Genomic DNA, 16,604 nt, shown 5'->3' with positions numbered 1-16,604 from the left:
CGTATGGGACAAGATACGGGCACCGCTGCGTGAGCCGCGGCGTGATCTTGGTCAGCGGGTGGAGACATCGATGCGACGCAATTCATTCCGGTCCTTCCGGGCAACCGGGGCACTCAACGTCAAACTGCTGATTATCGTGGCCGGCGTGGCCGCGCTGCTGGTGGTAGGTGCGTTCGTCACGCGGGAGATCCGCCGGAGCCAGTATGCCCAGCGGATGCTGAATGAGGGGACGGCGGCTTACAAGGCGGCCAAGTGGGAAGCGGCCGCGGTGGCACTGGGGCGCTACCTGGCGATGAAACCGGACGATCGTGATGCGCTGCGTCTTTTCGCCGAGGCGTGTCTCAAGGTGCGACCGATGACGACGCGGGCGCTCGGCCAGGCGACCACGGCCTACCGGCAGGTCTGGCGGCACGAGTCGAGCGACGCGGAAATGTTCCGTCGGTTACTGCTGCTCTATGAAGCTGGAGGGAATACGAACGAACTGGAGACGGTGGCGCAGCGGTGGCTCGAGGAGCACCCCCAAGACCCGCTGGCGGAATTGGCGGTGGCTCGCAGCCAGGCCCTGCGGCGGCGGCCGGCGGAGGCGCGGGCAACCCTGCAGCAGATCGTCGAGCGATATGAAAAGGTGGAGGGGCCGCGGCGTCCAGAGGTGGTTGAGGCGTGCCTGCTGCTGAGCACGCTGGCGCCGGAGGAGAATATCGCAGGGGCGCGCGAATGGACGCGGCAGTGGCTGAATCGGGCGGTGGAATACGATCCGGAGTCGGCGCTTGCCCGTGCCCAGCGCGCCAGTGTCATGCGGGAGTGGGCGGGGCAAGGGGCCGGGTCGCAGGGCGAGGCGCTGCTGGCGGCCGTGCGGGATGATCTTGCAGCGGTGGAGCGGGCGGAGCGGCAGGATCCGCGGGCGGTTGTACTGGCCGCCGAAGAATACACGGCACTGGGGGATTTCCAGCGGGCACAGGCGTTGCTGGAGGTGGCCCACGGATTGCCGGATGACGTAGTTCAGCAGGTCCTGATCGACCCCAGCGATTGGGTGCGCTTACGGTTCGAATTGGAGGCCAAACTGCTGGTGCTGATGGGGGCGGGAGACGAAGGTGCGGCGCTAGCGAAGCAGGTGCTGGCTGAGTTGGCAGACCGCCCGCAACGATTCGGGCTGCTGCCGGTCGCGGTGGAGTTGTACCTGGGTGTGGGCTGGATGGAAGATGCGAAGGTCGCGTTGGCGCAGTTTCGAGATGCGGTGCGGCTACGAGGTGCGACCACGTCATTCGAAGAACAGTTGGCGTATCTCGACGCGCTGGTCGCGCGGGCGCAGCAGGAACCATACGAGGTGATTCGACTGCTGGAGCCGCTGGTGGCGCGGCAGGGATCACGTCCGGTGTTACGGGCGCTGCTGGCGGAGGCGTTCGAACGAACCGGTCAGGCCAACCGGTTTCTTGATACGCTGGCGAGCGGCGGGCTGCAGGATGTGATGTCACCGGACCTGCGCAAGGTTGCGGCGCGGGCTTCGCTCTCGATGGGGCGGACGGCCGACGCGCGGGCGGCGCTGCGGCCGATGCGCGATCTGGGCACGATGGACATCGAGGGGCAACTGCTGTGGGCGGGGCTGGAACTGGCGGAAGCGACGACCGACGCGCAGGTGACGGCCGTACTGACGACCTTGGACGGGCTGGTCGCACAGTCCCCGGAGCGGGCGGATGCACGGCTGCTGCAGTGCGACCTTGCAGCAATTGGGACGCAGCGCGGAGGCGGAAGCGGAGCTACGAACCGCGATCGAATCGTCGGATAACCCGCTGGCAGCGCGATTGGCGCTGGCGCGGTTGCTCTCGCCGGGAAGGTCCACCGAGGCGGAGCGGGTGTTACGGGAGGCCTGTACGGCAGCGCCTAAGGAACCCGCGGCGTGGTTGGCGTTGGCTGAGTATCAACGGCGGGGCGGTGATGTATTCGGGGCCCGGGCCACATTGGAAGAAGCGCTCAGTGTGTTATCGGTGGAGGCGGCGCGACGTACGGTTCGGCTGCGGCTGGCGGGGATTGAGATGGGGGCTGGAGCGGCGGAGCAGGCCGTGGCTCGGCTGCGGGAGATGGCAGATGAAGATTCCTCGGACATCGAGGTCCGGGCGCTGCTACTGGTGCGGCCTGATCTTGCGGATGCCGAAGCGGCGCGGCTGTTAGAGGAGATCCGGGCGGTCGAAGGGGAGCGCGGCATCGTGTGGCGGTTCCACACGGCGCGGCTTGCCCTGAACCGGGCGGGTTGGCGCGAGAATTTCAGGCCGATCGAAGAACATCTGCAGTACTGCCTCCAGACCGATCCGCGGTGGCTTGCGCCGCTGTTGCTGCTGGGGGGGGCCTATGAGGAGTTGGGAGACTGGAATCGGGCGGAGCAGACGTATCGTGCCAGCGACTCGACCGAGGCGCTGGATCGTGTTCTGGGCCTGTTGCGACGTCAGAACCGATTCGATGAGGCCCGGCAATTATTGGCGCAGATGGACCAACGGCTCAACGATCGCGCGCAGGCGGAACGACGGGTTGCCATTGCGCTCGGACAGGGAGCCACGGATGAAGCGATCCGGCAGCTTGAAACGGCGAGCCAGGGTGATGGCGCGGCGCCACAGAACCTGATCCGGCTGGCAGCCCTGCGATTCGGGCGTGATCGAGATGTGGATGCGGCCCTTGCGTTGTTGCAACGCGCGGCCGATGCGGGCGGCGACCCTCTCCTGATCGTGGACTTCCGGGCGAACATCCTGGGTACTGCGGGGCGCGTGGACGAGGCGGAACAGGTTCTGAATACCCTGGTGGCGGATCAACCGAGTGCGGAGGCGCACTTTCTGCGCGCGTCTTTCCTGCTGCGTTCCGGGAAAGTAGACGCCGCCGAGGCCGATTACCGGGCGGTCGCGGAACTGGCGGGCAACGACGGGGGGCCGGCCATGCTGGGCGAGTTTTTTGCTCAAACCGATCGGCTTGATGCCGCCATCGCTGCTTGGGACGAGGGCCTGCAGAAGTTCCCGGATTCCGTGACGCTGCGGCGCGGGCTTGCCAAGGCCCTGCTGACGCGTGCGAACCCGGGTGACGGGGAGCGAGCTGCGCAACTCGCCGCGCGTCTGGTCGCGGATGCGCCGGACGAAACCGAGAACCTCTGGGTGCAGGCCGTATTGTTGGATCAGGCCGGCGATCGGGCTGGTCTGGAAGTCGTGCTGGCTCGCGCGGTGCGCGGGGCACCGGCGCAGGCGGCCGCGTACATCGGGCTTGCACGGGTAGCATTGGCCAGTGGACTGAGTTCGCAGGCCCGGGCCCTCGTGGCGCGAGGATTGCAACTTTACCCGAACCAGCTCGAACTGCGGGTGCAGCAGGCCGAGGTCGAGTTTGCACTACAGGAATTCGCCACGGCGCGGAATCTGGCGGAACAGGCCCTGGTGGATGCGGGGCGTAACGAGCGCGCATTGACGATCGTGCTGGCGGCGGCCGAGCAGCAGAAAGATCGGGCGGCACTGGTGCAGGGGCTGGAGATGCTCCAGACCTGGATCGGAGAGCAGCCGGACGCGGTGTCGCTGCGCCTGTTACGGGCGCGGGTACGTGCTGCGCTGGGGGAGCACGAAGCGGCCGCGGCCGAACTCGCGGCCTACGCGGTGCCGGCAGGTGACGGACAGAGCATCGACGTGCTGCTGATGCTCGCGGACTTGTATCGTCTGGCGGGGCAGGCGCCGGCCGCAGCGGCACAACTCGATGCTGCCGAGCGGCTGGCGCCCGGTGATCGGCGGGTCCTGGAGCTGCGCATGCAAGTGCTGGTAGCCGACCAGCAGTTTGACGCGGTGGCGGCACTGGCCGACGAGCGCGAGCGCAGCCCGGTGGAACTGATGGTGATTGCGGATGGACTGTCGCTCTCGCCGGCACATGCGAATCAGGCCTTGACGTTGTGCGAGCGAGCGCTGGTCTTGGATGCGAACTACGCCCCGGCACACGCGCGCATCGGTGAACTCCGCTATCGACAGGGTGACTTGAAAGGGGCCGCTGAGGCGTTCCGCGCGTTGCTGAAGCTCGATCCCGGACAGCTTGATGCCCAGAACAACCTGGCGTGGATGTTGGCCGAATCCGGCGAGAACGTGGCGGAGGCGGTCGAGTTGGCCCAGCGCGCGACGGACGCACGGCCGGGCGACGCGAATTTCCGCGATACGCTGGCATTCACCCTGCGACGGGCGGGTCGGCTGGAGGATGCGCGGCGCGAGTACGCCCGCAGTTTGGACACGGCGCCGCCGGGGGCGGCACGGGCCCGCACGCTGCTGCACCTTGCGGAGGTGTGCGGGGAACTGAACGACTGGCGGGGCCTGCGGCCCTTTGTGGCCGAGGCGGAACAGCTCGCGGGTGAAGCGGGTGCCGAGTACCTGAGCCCGGAGGAACGGGCTCTGCTGGGCCGGGCGGTTTCGCAGGGCCGATAGCGCGGTGGGTGTTTGCGGCGTGACCTGGGCTGGTTGATTTTTCCGCGTAGAGCGTGTCAGGGTTGATAAAAACCGCTCGCCAGCCGATGAATAGGGACAGCGTGTGGGCCGCGCGGTGTGCGCAGGGGCCCAACCGCAGTTGGTAGTGCATCATGGGACGCGCGGCGGGTGTCGCGCGGGCCCCGGGTGACGAACGGTCGCCGAATCTCCGTGTCGTCCCGCCGGCCTTTGGAGTCTGGCCGGAACCCGTTCGTAGCGCGTGTGCCGGCTCACAGGACTGCGCAATGGCTGCGCGGTCGGGAATCGTGGCTGCGCGCCCTTCAGCGCCGTGGTGGCAGGAGGCGTGTGTGCGTGCTGCTCTTCATCCGTGCGTACCCTGCAAAGGGCGGTATCTGTCGACCGGGCTGTTCCTCGCGGTGCTGGTGTGGTCGGCCGGGGGGTGCAAGGACAACCGCATCACAGTTGGCGAGATGAAGCAGATCGAGGCGCACCTGGCGCAGCGTGATCCGGTCGCGGTGGATCCGGCCCAGTTGGCCCTGACCGACATGCATCCGTACCGGATCCGGCCGGGTGATGTGCTGGCGGTGCGCATGGTGGGTTTACAGCAAGATCGTTACGCCATGACGCCCCTTCAGGTGCGGGTGTATGCGGACGGCAAGATCAGTCTGCCGGTGGTGGGAAATGTGCAGGTCGGCGGGCTCGAACTGGGTGCGGCAGAGCAGGCGATCATCGCCGCGCATGTGCCGAGTGTCGTGAAGGACATGTCGGTCTACATCGAGCTGACGGGACCGGAAGCAACGACCGTGTTCGTCACGGGGGCGGTGAACCAGCCGGGTATCCTGGCGTTGCGGCAGAACGAGCGCAACGTGATTTACGCGGTCGCCTTGTCGGGCGGCTTTACACCGGCCAGCTCGGGACGCATCAAGGTGACGCGTATCCGTCCGGAGCGCGGTGAAATACACCTGGACCTCTATGATCCGAACGATCTGCGGCGGGCGCTCTTGGGGCCGCCGCTGGAGCCGGGCGACATCGTGGACGTGGAGGCCGCCGAGGCGAGTGTGATTTACGTCACGGGCGTACTGAACGCGCCGGCGCCGTTGATGATTCCCCCGCGAACGGAACTGTCGCTGCTGCGGGTGCTGGCGGCGTCGGGTGGGTTGACGGACTTCATCGGTCCGAACGAAGCGACGCTGCGGCGGCGGCTCGCGAACGGGGATTTCGTGCAGGTCAAGCTCGATCTGGCGAAGATTCAACTCGGCGAGGCGGAAGACATCGCGCTGCGGGCCGGGGACATACTCGAAGTTCCGCACACGGTGGATTCGCGGCTGCGGCAGTGGTTCGCGGAGAACATTCGGGTGGGTCCGTTCGGCGTAACGGCGATCTACGATCCGGTGTCGGATTACCGGGCGCGCATCCTGCGGAATGATCGCAATGACGAAAGCGTGTTCCGTCGCACACTCCTGAACACTTTCGGGGTGGGACTCTCGGATCTGCTGGTGCCGCTGCCGGTTGCCCCGGTCGCGCCGTAAGCGGGAAGACTGCTGCGTGATAACAAGTCCAAGTGGAGGAGCGCTCGTGCGTGAGAAGCGGGCAGCACAACGAGGTGCGAGGCACATGATGCGCACCGCAGTGTATTTCGTGGGCGGTCTCCTGGCGGTGTTGTCACTCGGCGGCTGCCCACTCGACTACGAGGATGTGACCGCACCGGGGGTGCGGGTCCAGACCGCCGCGGGCGCGTTCACGATTCGGCTGTTGGTCGATGAGGCCCCCGTCACGGTGAGTGCGTTCCTGGAGAACCTGGAGAACGGTTACTATGACCGTGCGTTTCTGCATCGGGCGGTCGCGGGGGCCCTGGTCGAAGGCGGGGCACTTGCCCTGGCGCTTGAGCAGAAGGAGGCCGGTACACCGATCCGCAACGAGGCAGGCAATCCGCTCCGGAACGTGCGTGGCACGATCGCGCTGGTGCGCGGCGCCGATCCGGACAGCGGCGCGGCGCAATTCCGCATTAACGTGAGCGACCAGCCGGCCGCGGATCCGACCGAAGCGGACCCGGGGTTCGCGGTGTTCGGCCGCGTGATTCGCGGATTGGCCGTGGTGGATGCGCTGGCCGCGGAACCGACGGTGGATGACGGCCCGTTCCTCTCGCGCCCGGTGCAGCCGCTGGTGCTGGAGTCCGTCGCCCGGGTAGCCACGCAGATCGAAGCGTTCGCGGCGGTGGTGGTGCGCATCACGACCCGGCTCGGCAGTTTCGACGTGGAGTTGTTCGCACCGGATCGCCCGAACACGGTGGCGAACTTTCTGGCGTATGTGGACGACGGCTTCTATGACGGTACGGTGATTCATCGGACGGGGGCGGACTATTTGGAGGCGGGTGGATTCGACCTCCAGCTCACGGAGAAGTCAGCCCGAGAGCCGATTGCCAACGAAGGACGCCGCGGCCGGTCGAACGCCCTGAACACGATCGCAATGGCACGGACCGACGAGCCCGATTCGGCGACGTCGCAGTTCTATTTCAACCTCGCGGACAATACCGGGTTGGACCCGGAGGAAAATCCGCCGGGCTACACGGTGTTCGGTCGGGTCGTAGCCGGAGCGGAGATCGTCGCACGCATCGGTCAGCTTCCCACGCGGACGGAGGATGGACTCGAGGATGTGCCGCGCGAAGACGTGACGATTCGCGGTGTGGATGAAATAGTGCTGAATGTGGGGGAATTGGCGGTAGCGGGAGTGCGGATTCGCACCAACCTCGGAGCGGTGCTGATCGAGTTGTTTCCGGACACCGCGCCGGTGTCGGTCGAGAACTTCCTCGATTATGTGGCTCGGAGTTCTACGAGCACACGATCTTTCACCGGGTGATTGCCGACTTCGTGGTGCAGGGTGGTGGGTTCCAGCGCCGGGCACTGCAGCCACAGGCGGGGGGTGTAACTTACTTCAATGAGGGTAGCGCGCGCGCGCCTGTGCGCGGGACGGTCGCATTGCTGCCGGTGCCGGGCAGTGCAACGATCGGTCCGGCCTTTCGGATTCACCTCGCCGACGGAGCCGTGCGAACCGAAGATACCGGTCAGTCACTGCCGGTGTTCGGTGAGATCGTGGACGGCATCGCCGTGCTCGATGCGCTGGCGACGGAAGCCACCGAGACCCGCGGGACGGAGAGCGACATCCTGGTACGTACGGTACCCCTGGAAGGACTGCAACTGATCGCGGTTTCCACCGGTGAGCGGGCGCTTTCGGCGCAGGGCGAGTTCCAGCGGGCATCGCAGGAGTACCGCATACAACTCCTGATTCGGGACGCGCTTGTGCAGCTCCTGTCGGTCGGGATCAGCAGCTTTTAAGAACAGTGGGAGTGCGGGGCGCGCCGGGTGGCGGCGCCCCGCGCGGATGAGACCTCAGGGTTTCGTTTGCCGGGCCGCAAGGGTCGCAGCAAACTCGTCGTACAGTGTCGCCAGCAGGGGTGCCACAGGACGGGACTGGTTCAACCGGGCATGCAGTGCTGCCAGGGGTTCACCGACTGGGGCATCGGCGGCCGCATCAATGGCGTCCTGCCACTCGGCGGCGGCAGCGAGGATATCAGCAGTGATGGGGGCACTGGCCTGCTCACAGAGGCGTCGGACAGTCCAGGCGTCTCCGGTAGCCCAGCGGCGTGCGACGAATGCCAGCCAGGAGTCGAAGGGGGTGGCTGTCGTAACGGGCACGCCGCGCCACGGGTAAACGTGACAGCCCTGCTCAGCCGCGAAATGCAGACCACGGGCATCGGGGCGGTCCACCAGCATGATGTCGAAGCGACGGGCCGGGGCGAAGTGCAGACCGTGGGAAACACTGCACACCTGGCGGCGGGCGAGTGGCAGGCAGCCCCACAGGGCGCGCAGGACGGTCGGTGGGTCCGGGGCCTCCGTGACGAGAACCGGCTGCTGTGTGAGGACGGTCGTCGCGAGGGCGAGTACGCCGGCACGGAGCGGCGCCGGGGGCGCGGCGGCGCGCGGCGCCGGGGGCACGGCAAGCTGCAGCGTCGGCAGGTGCGCAGGGGGTTGAGCCGCGGGGGGAGCACTCGGGGGCAGTAAGGCCATGACGCGCAGCGGATCGGCACCCAGCGCCGTGTAATCGGCCGGGCTGAGAACGAAGATGCGGGTGTAGACCTGCAGCCCGCCGCGACTGGTCTTCTCACGACCGGCATGCTGGACATGGAAAAGGCACACACGTCCGGACCGCAGGTGGAATGCGGCGAAGCCGTGGGCCGCGGGGCCGGGGTCGCATAGACTCTCATGCGAGGGGGCGCGCTGGGTAATCTCGCGCTGTTCCTCGGTGCTGAGTCCGGGGCTGGCCGCCACAATGCGATATCCGGCGCCGTAGGCGTTGCGGATCGCGGTAAAAACGGCTTGATCCACGGTGCAATGAGTGCCGACGGGCGCCGGCGGAGCTACAACTGTGCAACCATCCATTCGAATGGCTCCATCACGCCGCGAAGCGACGTGTGCAGGGGGATTGGGGTGGCGGTGTCTTCGTTCTCGCTGGTCGCGTATCCGAGCGCGCCCACGACACTGCTCGCAAAGAATGCCAGGTTGTTGCAGCGGCTGGCGCACATGTGTGCGAAGCGGCTGAGATTGGCGCCGATGAACCGCTCGGGGTTGTCGAACGCCTCGGGAAAGTAGTCGGCCTTGGTCAGGACGACGGCAATCGGCATGTCGATCTTCTGGCGCCGTTTGCTGGAAAACATCGCGTCGATGTAGCTGAGCATCTTCAGTGCGAAGAAATCGGGCTGGGTCGAGCCGTTGCCAGCCAGGGCTGCGTCGACCAGCAGCAGGAGCCCGGCCGAGCGGTGGATCAAGCGCTCAATCACACGGAAGGTCGACGGTGAAGCGAGCTCGGCGGCGATGGCCTCGCCGGCCATGTCAGGCATGACGAGATCGACCCACTTCGGGTGCTTGCTGCGCTTGGTGACCTGGTAATAGGCCCAGTTCCAGTGGTGGGACTCCATCGGCGTCTTGGGCGGAAACATGCGGTAGGCCATGTGGCTGATGACGGTTTGCGGCAGGTCGAGCGAGTAGGCGCCCTTGGGGATGGCCTCGAAGTTGTTGGCGCGCTGGGCGAGCATGTCGAGCAGAAAGCCGAGAAAGACGGTCTTTCCGACATTGCTGTCACCGATGACGCTGACGATGCGCGGTTCGCGATCGGTGGCGGCCAGCACCAGCGACAAGGGGGCTGAGCACGATTCACAGATGGACGCGCCGGTACGGTTGGGCGTGTCACAGATCAGACACGTCAGAGCCGCGGCTTCGAGGAGTTCGGTCGCCACAATCAGTCCTCACACACCAATGCGGATCGCTGCGCACCCTAGTGGGCCAGCAGCTTCATGGCACACCGGAAGCCGACATTGTGCACGCGGGCGAGAGATTCGAGCCCGGTGCGAAACGCGGCGGTGGCCTGCCAGGCGAAGTAGGTATCGAACGCACCCCCGCGGATGCTTTTCATCACGCTGTTGCCGAAGACCATGCGCCCCTCACGATCCGCCGCGTGGAAATCCGAGTGCGTCCACTCCCAGACGTTGCCGACCAGTTGCAACGCGCCGTTGGGGGCGGCTCCGCGCGGGCAGGCATCGACGGGCAGAGTTTGTCCGTGGCCGGAAAGCCAGATGTTGCAGCGATCGAACTCCATACCGTCGCCCCAGGGGTAGCGGCGGTAAGTGTGAGCGGCGCTGCGGATGCGCCAACTGGCAGCCATCTGCCACTGGGCCTCGCTGGGGAGCCGGAAGCCGGCCCACTGGGCGTAAGCGGCGGCTTCGTAGTAACAGATGCCAACCACCGGGTGACGAGCGAGACGACGGTCGTGGCGGCCCTGGCTCCAGTAGCGGGGACCGTGCGCACCACTGATGTCCTTGAAATCGATCAGGTGTGGCCAGACTTCCTCGGGCCAGAGCTCGGGCTGCTCATAGGCGCGGGAGTCGACGAAACGCTGGAACTCCTCATTGGTGACGGTGTGACGGGCAAGGAGGAATGGCTCCGTCTCGCAATCGACTTCGGGCTGGCCGGGTTCGTCGTAGGTGGTGAGTGCGAGGGAGACGGTGCCCTCGGGCACAAAGGCGAAACGCTCATCGACGGCACGGACGGCGGTGGCGAAGGCCTGCTCATAATTGGGCAGGTCGGCCCACTCGGCGCGCTTGCCGAGGATCAGTCCCAGGCGCTCGGTGCGGAGGGCCTCGGTGACGGGATCCGTCGTCGCCGGGGGCAGTGCGCCGACCTCCGCCGCAGCGCGTCCGAACAGCGCGGAAGCATCGAGCGCCGCGCGGCCACGTGCGAACAGGCCTTTCAACATGACAAGACTACCTCACGCGCCGCCGGACCGCGGCGCACGCGCGCCGCTTCTTATCTGACAGGGCCACGCCGTGGGCCCGGCCGGGATCGGCCCGTTGCCGATCCGTGTCACTCCATCATGCGCTACACACCGAGGGCTTTTCGTTTGGCGTCGCGGCAGAGCTTCTGGAAACGTTCCAGGGAGCCGCGTTGCCGGCCGGTGCCGGGGCGGGGCAGGTCGTCGCCCTCGCCCGCTTCACCGTCGATCAGCCCGAACGTCTTGAGGACGTCTGATTTCTGGGTGGCGAGCTGCTGCAACTCACGTTCGAGCTGCGCCCGCAACCGGGTCAACTGTTCTTCGGCCGTGACCAGCCGGCCCTCGCGCTCGGCGCACTCGTCTTCCGAGGCCGCGAGCTGCGTCGCACGTTCATCGAGTGCGGCGGATTGCCGGGCGTGGGTCTGTTCCTGCTGTTCGAGATCCGCCTGACGCTCATCCAGTTCGGCTGCACGGGCGTCGAATGCTGCGACCTGCGCCGAGACCTCCGCGCTGCGCGCGGCCAGAACGGCTTCGCGTTCAGCGAGTGCGGCTTCGCGTTCCGCGACGTCATCGGCTACTTCGTTGGCACGACGCTCGAGAGCGGTAAGCCGCTCGCGCTCCTTGTTCAGCGCGGCGGACTGCTTTTCGACTTCGACGGCGCGGGCGGCCGCGCGGTGCTCCTGTTCGGCGGCGGCGGCGACGCGCTTCGCGACATCCGCTTCACGGGCCTGGAGCTGCTCGAGCCGCGGGGCGATCTCCGCCCGGGCGGCGTCGACCTCGGCCTGGGCCGTGGCGAGTTCCTCCCGCGTCGACGTGAGCAGTTGCTCGGATTGGGTGCAGTGCTCCTCGCGGGCCGTCAGGTCGGCCTCACGATTTTCGTACTGTTCGCACAGCTCCTGCGAGCGTTGGGAGAGCTCCTCTTCAGCGCGGTTCAGCTCTGCGTGGTACTCGACGAGTGCAGCGCGACAGGCATTCAGGGTAGTGAGGCGCTCCGCGAACAAGTCGCGGAGGGTGTGCATGGTTTCGACGACATCCCGCCCGAGATCCTCGAACCGTGTCACGTCGAACGGCGGGGCGTTCGCTGCGGCGGGTTTCCGGGTATCGTCATTCATCGCGTCGTCTCCACCAGCGGGGCTTCTTCTGCGCGGGCGCGGCCTCGGCCGCAGCCGGCGCCGGGGCGCTGCGCAATTCCTCCAGCAGATCACGTACACTCCTGCGTCCATGCGTCAGGCGGCGCTTCACGCGAATCGCGTTGGCCGTGTCCTCGTCGAGCGTCGCCAGCAGGGCTTCGCCATCGAGGGGCGGCGCGGCCGGCGAAGAGTCGGCGCGGGGCGTCATCGTGGGTGGCGCGGCGCTGTTGGCCGGCCGCGTCACCTGCAGGGCCGTGCCGCGGATCAGAGCGTCATGGGCAGCTCGGACGGCGGCGAGCCAGGCCGACATGCGTGTGTCGAGTTCGGCCAGACATTCGTCGAGCCGACGGTCATCGACCTGCAAAGCGGCGAGGCGTTCTTCATATGGTGCGCTGTTCATCATGTTTCTGATCGATCCGCGCGCATCCTTCCGTGCTTAGTGTTCGAAACGTGGTGGGGGGATGGGAAATTGGCCGGTCGTAAATCTGGGGAACTTGGCGGCGAGGAGTGTTCGAGCGCGGTTTTTCGTACAACTTTATCGGTGGTTTGGGACAGGAGTGTGAGGTTTTCCGGGGGCGGCGTGTGTGGATCGCCGATAACGGGGAGCGCGGATTTTGTGCCAACGTCCGAGTGCTGGCCGCGGCACGGCGATGGGTCAGACGGGATTCGAACCCGTACTGGACGGATTTTAAATCCGTTGCCTCTGCCAGTTGGGCTACTGACCCGTGTTGGCACCGCGCAGTGTAGCACTCGGTCGACGCGCTTACGAGATTATCAGGTGGATCGGATGTGCAGGCGCGCCGCAGTGTAATTTCGCCGCGGGATCGAGATTGGTTTTCACATACCCAAGACCGACGGATTGTGGCTGCTGCGGATGTGGTACGAGGGAAGTTACGCGGCCGACTTCGGTATCGCCCAGTCGCAGCGGCGTGGGCAGGGGCAGGGCGAGGGTGACGGGGGTCACCAGGCGCACGAGGCGCCGCGGCAGCGCCCCGCGCGACCGCATGCGTTCCATGATTTCGTACCCCAGGTAGCAGCCCTTGGTGTAACTGATGCCTTCTTCGACCAGGCCAGTCTCCGGTGGCAGGACACTCTCGTCGATGTCGTGGCCGTACACGGGTTGACCCGCCTCGATGCGCAAGGTGTCGAATGCGGCCGCACCGGCCGGTCTTGCGCCACTCTCCGCCAAGCGATCCCACCAGTGTGGTGCGGTGGCGAGCGGCGTCAGCAGCGTGAAGCCGGGTAGTGGGCCACAATCCTGCCGCACGAGGCGGGCGCCATCCGGGAGTGCGACGTGGCCTAGTGACGGAAGTGCAGTGAAATGTGCAACACCGAGTGCGCTGGCCAGCGTGGCGCTGTGCGGGCCGAGGCATGCGAGTGCGGTGTGTGTGTGTGAGCAGTCGGCCAGTGCAATGTCCTCGGTGATGTGGAAGCTATCGAGATGCTGGAGGGCACGAACCGCAAGACTGCGGCCGAGATCGAGCCAGAGCACATCGGGCAGACAGAGCACATGGAGGTCAAAGAGCGTGCGTCCCTTCACGTTGACGGCAAAGGCGTAGTTGCCGGCGCCCTCGTCAAGCGTAGCGACGGAGTTTGTGAGCAGGTTGTGCAGCCACTTCGCGCGGTCCCGACCGCCGACGCGGAGCAGGCCGCGATCGTTGCGATCGAACAGCGCGGCGGTCGCATGTGCGGCCTGGTACTCAGCGGCGACATTGCCAAAGTCGTGCGGCAGTGGTACCCCGGCGAAGGGGTAGCGGCCACGGGGCTGGTAGTGCCTCGCAGTGGCGAAAGGCGATTCGATCAGGGGTGGAATTGCAGACATCGGCGAGCACTTATCCTGTGGTCTGAGTGTCCGATCGACCGGAGTGCCGCGACGGTAGCGGAGGTCAGTCCCGGGCGGCCGGTTACAATGAGGGTAGGTCATGTGCGGGGGGCTGTCCAAGGGAGACCGCTGTGCAAACCGCGTGCATCCTATCGATCGGAACCGAGCTGACTCTCGGGCAGACGGTAGACACGAATGGAGCGTGGTTGGCAGCCGAGCTGGCCGCGCTGGGTGTACGGACTGTGCTGCACATGACGGTTGCAGATGAACTGGAGCCGCTGGGGCAGGCGCTGCGCACGGTAGCGGAGCGCGCGGAGGTAGTGGTGGCCACCGGTGGCCTGGGGCCGACGGACGACGACCTGACGCGGGCGGCGATGGCTCGGGTGCTCGGCGCGGAGTTGGTGAGCGATCCGGACAGTCTGGACCAGATTCGGGCGTTCTTTGCGGCCCGCGGGCGCTTGATGCCGGCGCAAAATGCGGTGCAGGCGCTGATCCCGGAGGGTGCGCGGGCACTGCCCAATACATGCGGTACGGCGCCGGGGTTGGCCGCGGTGGTGGGCCGGACGGCGGTGTACTGCCTGCCCGGGGTACCATTTGAGATGCGGGCTATGTTCCGACGGGAAGTGGCGCCGGCGATTCAGCGCGCCGCAGCCGGCGCGGTGATCCTGTCCAGTACGCTGCGCACGACTGGGCTGCCGGAGTCCGAGGTCGGTGCACGGTTGCAGGATCTGATGGTGCGGGGGCGCAATCCGGAAGTGGGCACGACGGCTGCTTTGGGCATCATCGGCGTACGGATCAACGCGACGGGGCGCACAATCGCCGAAGCCGAAGCGTTGCGTGACGCAGTGGAAGCGGAGGTGCGGGTGCGGCTGGGTGACGCGGTGTTTGGCCGGAATGAGGAGACCCTGGCGGATGCGGTCGGAGAGTTGTTGCGGGTTCGGCGCGCGACGGTGAGCGTCGCGGAATCATGCACGGGGGGGCTGATTGGGGCCTTGTTGACGGACGTGCCGGGAAGCAGTGCGTACTTTCGCGGCGGTGTGATTGCGTACGCGAATCACGTCAAGGTCGATGTTCTGGGCGTGCCAGAGGGTTTGCTGGCGGCGGAGGGAGCGGTCAGTGCAACCGTGGCCGAGGCGCTTGCCAGGGGTGCGGCCCGAGTCCTCCAGAGCGATTACGCGGTGTCGGTGACCGGGGTGGCCGGACCGGGTGGGGGCTCGGTAGAGAAGCCCGTCGGCCTTGTGTACACAGGGCTGCATACGCCCGAAGCGACGGTAGCGGAGCGGCACCAGTTCGGCTCGGACGCGCCCCGGGATGCGATACGGCAGCGGGCGGCGTGGGTGGCACTGGACCGGCTCCGGCGGGCGCTGCGCCCCGGGTTGGGGCAGCCGGCGGCCACGGGTGGTTAGTCAGAACTAAGGGGGGCCTTCGTGGTGACGGCCCCGGCTCATTTCGTGCGGCTTCACGGCGACCTTGGCGGTGGCCGATAATGAGGGACGGCGATAGTCTATCAGGCCCACTCCGCACGCAGTCGTCCGCGGGGCCGCGGTGGTACGTGCGTGGCGGGTCGATCGTCCCGGTCGCGCGAGAGGAGTCTTTCGCATGCCCAGCAGAATGGTGGCCGCTGGCCTGTTACTTCTCGGGATCTCCGCGGGTGTGCTGGCACAGGCGCCGTCGCCGGTGGCGCCGGAATTGCGCAGCCCGGACGAAATCATTCGTGAGGCGAATCGATACTGGCTGGAAGCGCAAGATGCGACCGACCAGACGATGCGTGGCGAGGCCTTTCGCCGGGCGAGCGAATTGGTGGATCGGGCGCTGGCACTGGAGCCGGGGCACGTCGGGGCGAACGTGCTGGCGGGCGACTTGTTTGTAACGACCAATCGGTTTGATCAGGCGCGGACGGCGTTTCAGCGCGTGCTGGAGCGGGAGCCCAGCAATTACCGGGCGAACCTGGGGCTGGGGCGGATCTGGCTGGCCGCGCGCTCCCCACGGCAGGCGCTGAATTTTCTACAAGCGGCCGACAACGTGGCCAGCGGGCGTGAGCGGGCCGAGGTGAAGCGCCTGCTCGCCAGCGCTTACCTCGCGTTGCGGCGGACGAACGACGCCGTGACTGCGGCCGAGGAAGCCGTGCGGATTGACGCGGACGCACTGGAAGGGCGTGAGATTCTGGTCGAAGTGCTGACCGCTGCGGCGGAGACCGTCGGCGGGGTGGATGTGCAGCGGGTCAACCGGGCACTTGACGCCTCAAACGCGCTGATCGCACGGGCCGTGGAGATCGCGGCGGCAGCGCCGTGGGACCGGGGACGCCTGGCGCGGATCGATGCGGCGTACCAGAAGCAACTCGTGATCCTGCAAATGCTGCACAATTCGTTCTATGAGCGTAATTTCCGCAATGAGGCCATGGAAGTGCTGCGGGCCGGAACGGGGCCGGAAGCAGCGCAGGCATTGAGTCGCATGGGGGCGCTATATCGGCGGCAGGCGTTGTTGCGCATGGTGCTGACGGAGCATGATGCGCTGCTGTTGGCCGAAACGGCGGTGGGCGACCAGTATGATCCGCGCAACGTGGAGTATTTGCAGAATCTGGCGAGTGCGCACCTGCAACTGCGGGATTTGACCAGCCGACTGCTCGGGCGGGACCTGTCGCAGGATGAGGTGATGCGGAAACAGTTGGGAGAGATCTGCGGAAAGATTCTGGCAGTGGAACCGCACAACCGGTTTGCGGTCGCGCTGCTGGAGCAGATGGGGTTGGCGGTGCCCGGCCCGGCTGAGCCGTCGGACGAAACCGATACGGAGGCGGTTGGCGAACAAGGTTGAAGGGGCGGGGCCCGCGGCAGAAGGTGTGTGGCAGGACAAACGAGAAGCCCCGGCCGGAGCGGTCGGGGCTTCTTCGTTAGGACGTGCGGATGCGGG

At 66.6% G+C, this 16,604-nt stretch carries 13 protein-coding genes and 1 tRNA gene; 7 read left to right on the top strand and 7 right to left on the bottom strand.

The genetic code is table 11. The annotated features are described in order from the left end of the window. Positions 1–70: 70 nt before the first annotated feature. From IPM18_05360 to IPM18_05340, 5 genes are all read left to right on the top strand, one after another. A complete protein-coding gene (locus IPM18_05360) occupies positions 71–1,783 on the top strand; it encodes a hypothetical protein (GenBank protein ID MBK9119019.1) in 1,713 nt (570 codons plus the stop codon). After that, on the top strand, positions 1,692–4,424 hold the full coding sequence (locus tag IPM18_05355) for a tetratricopeptide repeat protein (GenBank protein ID MBK9119018.1): 2,733 nt from the start codon (positions 1,692–1,694) through the stop codon (positions 4,422–4,424). Before IPM18_05360 ends, IPM18_05355 begins: the two co-directional genes overlap by 92 nt. A gap of 347 nt (positions 4,425–4,771) precedes the next feature. Continuing rightward, positions 4,772–5,953: a polysaccharide biosynthesis/export family protein gene (locus IPM18_05350; protein ID MBK9119017.1), complete on the top strand. Its 1,182-nt coding sequence runs from the start codon at positions 4,772–4,774 to the stop codon at positions 5,951–5,953. Between the two features lie 85 nt (positions 5,954–6,038). Further along, positions 6,039–7,280, top strand: coding sequence for a peptidylprolyl isomerase (locus tag IPM18_05345; GenBank protein ID MBK9119016.1), 1,242 nt, complete (start codon positions 6,039–6,041; stop codon positions 7,278–7,280). Beyond that, positions 7,277–7,756, top strand: a complete 480-nt coding sequence (locus IPM18_05340) for a peptidylprolyl isomerase (GenBank protein ID MBK9119015.1) — start codon at positions 7,277–7,279, stop codon at positions 7,754–7,756. Before IPM18_05345 ends, IPM18_05340 begins: the two co-directional genes overlap by 4 nt. Positions 7,757–7,810: 54 nt before the next feature. Here the strand turns inward: IPM18_05340 and IPM18_05335 are convergent, their stop codons facing one another. From IPM18_05335 to IPM18_05305, 7 genes are all read right to left on the bottom strand, one after another. After that, positions 7,811–8,860 (bottom strand): hypothetical protein, encoded by a 1,050-nt coding sequence (locus tag IPM18_05335; protein ID MBK9119014.1) that lies wholly within the window; start codon positions 8,858–8,860, stop codon positions 7,811–7,813. Next, positions 8,839–9,714 (bottom strand): hypothetical protein, encoded by an 876-nt coding sequence (locus tag IPM18_05330; GenBank protein ID MBK9119013.1) that lies wholly within the window; start codon positions 9,712–9,714, stop codon positions 8,839–8,841. The genes IPM18_05335 and IPM18_05330 overlap by 22 nt, the downstream gene beginning before the upstream one ends. A 38-nt stretch (positions 9,715–9,752) precedes the next feature. Further along, entirely contained in the window at positions 9,753–10,730 is a 978-nt protein-coding gene (locus IPM18_05325; GenBank protein MBK9119012.1) for a formylglycine-generating enzyme family protein, read from the bottom strand. Positions 10,731–10,852: 122 nt separating this feature from the next. Continuing rightward, positions 10,853–11,857, bottom strand: a complete 1,005-nt coding sequence (locus IPM18_05320; GenBank protein MBK9119011.1) for a hypothetical protein — start codon at positions 11,855–11,857, stop codon at positions 10,853–10,855. After that, positions 11,850–12,278: a hypothetical protein gene (locus tag IPM18_05315; GenBank protein ID MBK9119010.1), complete on the bottom strand. Its 429-nt coding sequence runs from the start codon at positions 12,276–12,278 to the stop codon at positions 11,850–11,852. Before IPM18_05315 ends, IPM18_05320 begins: the two co-directional genes overlap by 8 nt. Before the next feature lie 248 nt (positions 12,279–12,526). Continuing rightward, positions 12,527–12,600 (bottom strand) — tRNA-Leu (locus tag IPM18_05310). 38 nt (positions 12,601–12,638) lie between these two features. Next, the gene (locus IPM18_05305; GenBank protein ID MBK9119009.1) at positions 12,639–13,697 is read right to left on the bottom strand and encodes a folate-binding protein YgfZ; all 1,059 of its coding nucleotides are present in this window, start codon (positions 13,695–13,697) and stop codon (positions 12,639–12,641) included. 131 nt (positions 13,698–13,828) lie between these two features. Here IPM18_05305 and IPM18_05300 point away from each other — a divergent pair, with 131 nt between their 5' ends. Together IPM18_05300 and IPM18_05295 are read left to right on the top strand one after the other, a co-directional pair. After that, entirely contained in the window at positions 13,829–15,103 is a 1,275-nt protein-coding gene (locus tag IPM18_05300) for a competence/damage-inducible protein A (GenBank protein ID MBK9119008.1), read from the top strand. A gap of 193 nt (positions 15,104–15,296) precedes the next feature. After that, positions 15,297–16,508: a tetratricopeptide repeat protein gene (locus IPM18_05295; GenBank protein MBK9119007.1), complete on the top strand. Its 1,212-nt coding sequence runs from the start codon at positions 15,297–15,299 to the stop codon at positions 16,506–16,508. Positions 16,509–16,604: the final 96 nt, after the last annotated feature.

This window comes from Phycisphaerales bacterium (genome assembly GCA_016716475.1).
In the GTDB taxonomy this organism is placed as follows: Bacteria; Planctomycetota; Phycisphaerae; order UBA1845; family Fen-1342; genus JADJWG01.
This window is presented reverse-complemented; position numbering and strand designations above follow the sequence as displayed.

Bases quoted from the DNA above. Each gene is read 5' to 3' on its own strand.
- IPM18_05295 (MBK9119007.1), top strand. From the start codon at position 15,297: ATGCCCAGCAGAATGGTGGCCGCTGGCCTGTTACTTCTCGGGATCTCC.
- IPM18_05325 (MBK9119012.1), bottom strand. From the start codon at position 10,730: ATGTTGAAAGGCCTGTTCGCACGTGGCCGCGCGGCGCTCGATGCTTCC.
- IPM18_05345 (MBK9119016.1), top strand. From the start codon at position 6,039: ATGATGCGCACCGCAGTGTATTTCGTGGGCGGTCTCCTGGCGGTGTTG.
- IPM18_05355 (MBK9119018.1), top strand. From the start codon at position 1,692: ATGCACGGCTGCTGCAGTGCGACCTTGCAGCAATTGGGACGCAGCGCG.
- IPM18_05305 (MBK9119009.1), bottom strand. From the start codon at position 13,697: ATGTCTGCAATTCCACCCCTGATCGAATCGCCTTTCGCCACTGCGAGG.
- IPM18_05320 (MBK9119011.1), bottom strand. From the start codon at position 11,857: ATGAATGACGATACCCGGAAACCCGCCGCAGCGAACGCCCCGCCGTTC.
- IPM18_05335 (MBK9119014.1), bottom strand. From the start codon at position 8,860: ATGGATGGTTGCACAGTTGTAGCTCCGCCGGCGCCCGTCGGCACTCAT.
- IPM18_05360 (MBK9119019.1), top strand. From the start codon at position 71: ATGCGACGCAATTCATTCCGGTCCTTCCGGGCAACCGGGGCACTCAAC.
- IPM18_05315 (MBK9119010.1), bottom strand. From the start codon at position 12,278: ATGATGAACAGCGCACCATATGAAGAACGCCTCGCCGCTTTGCAGGTC.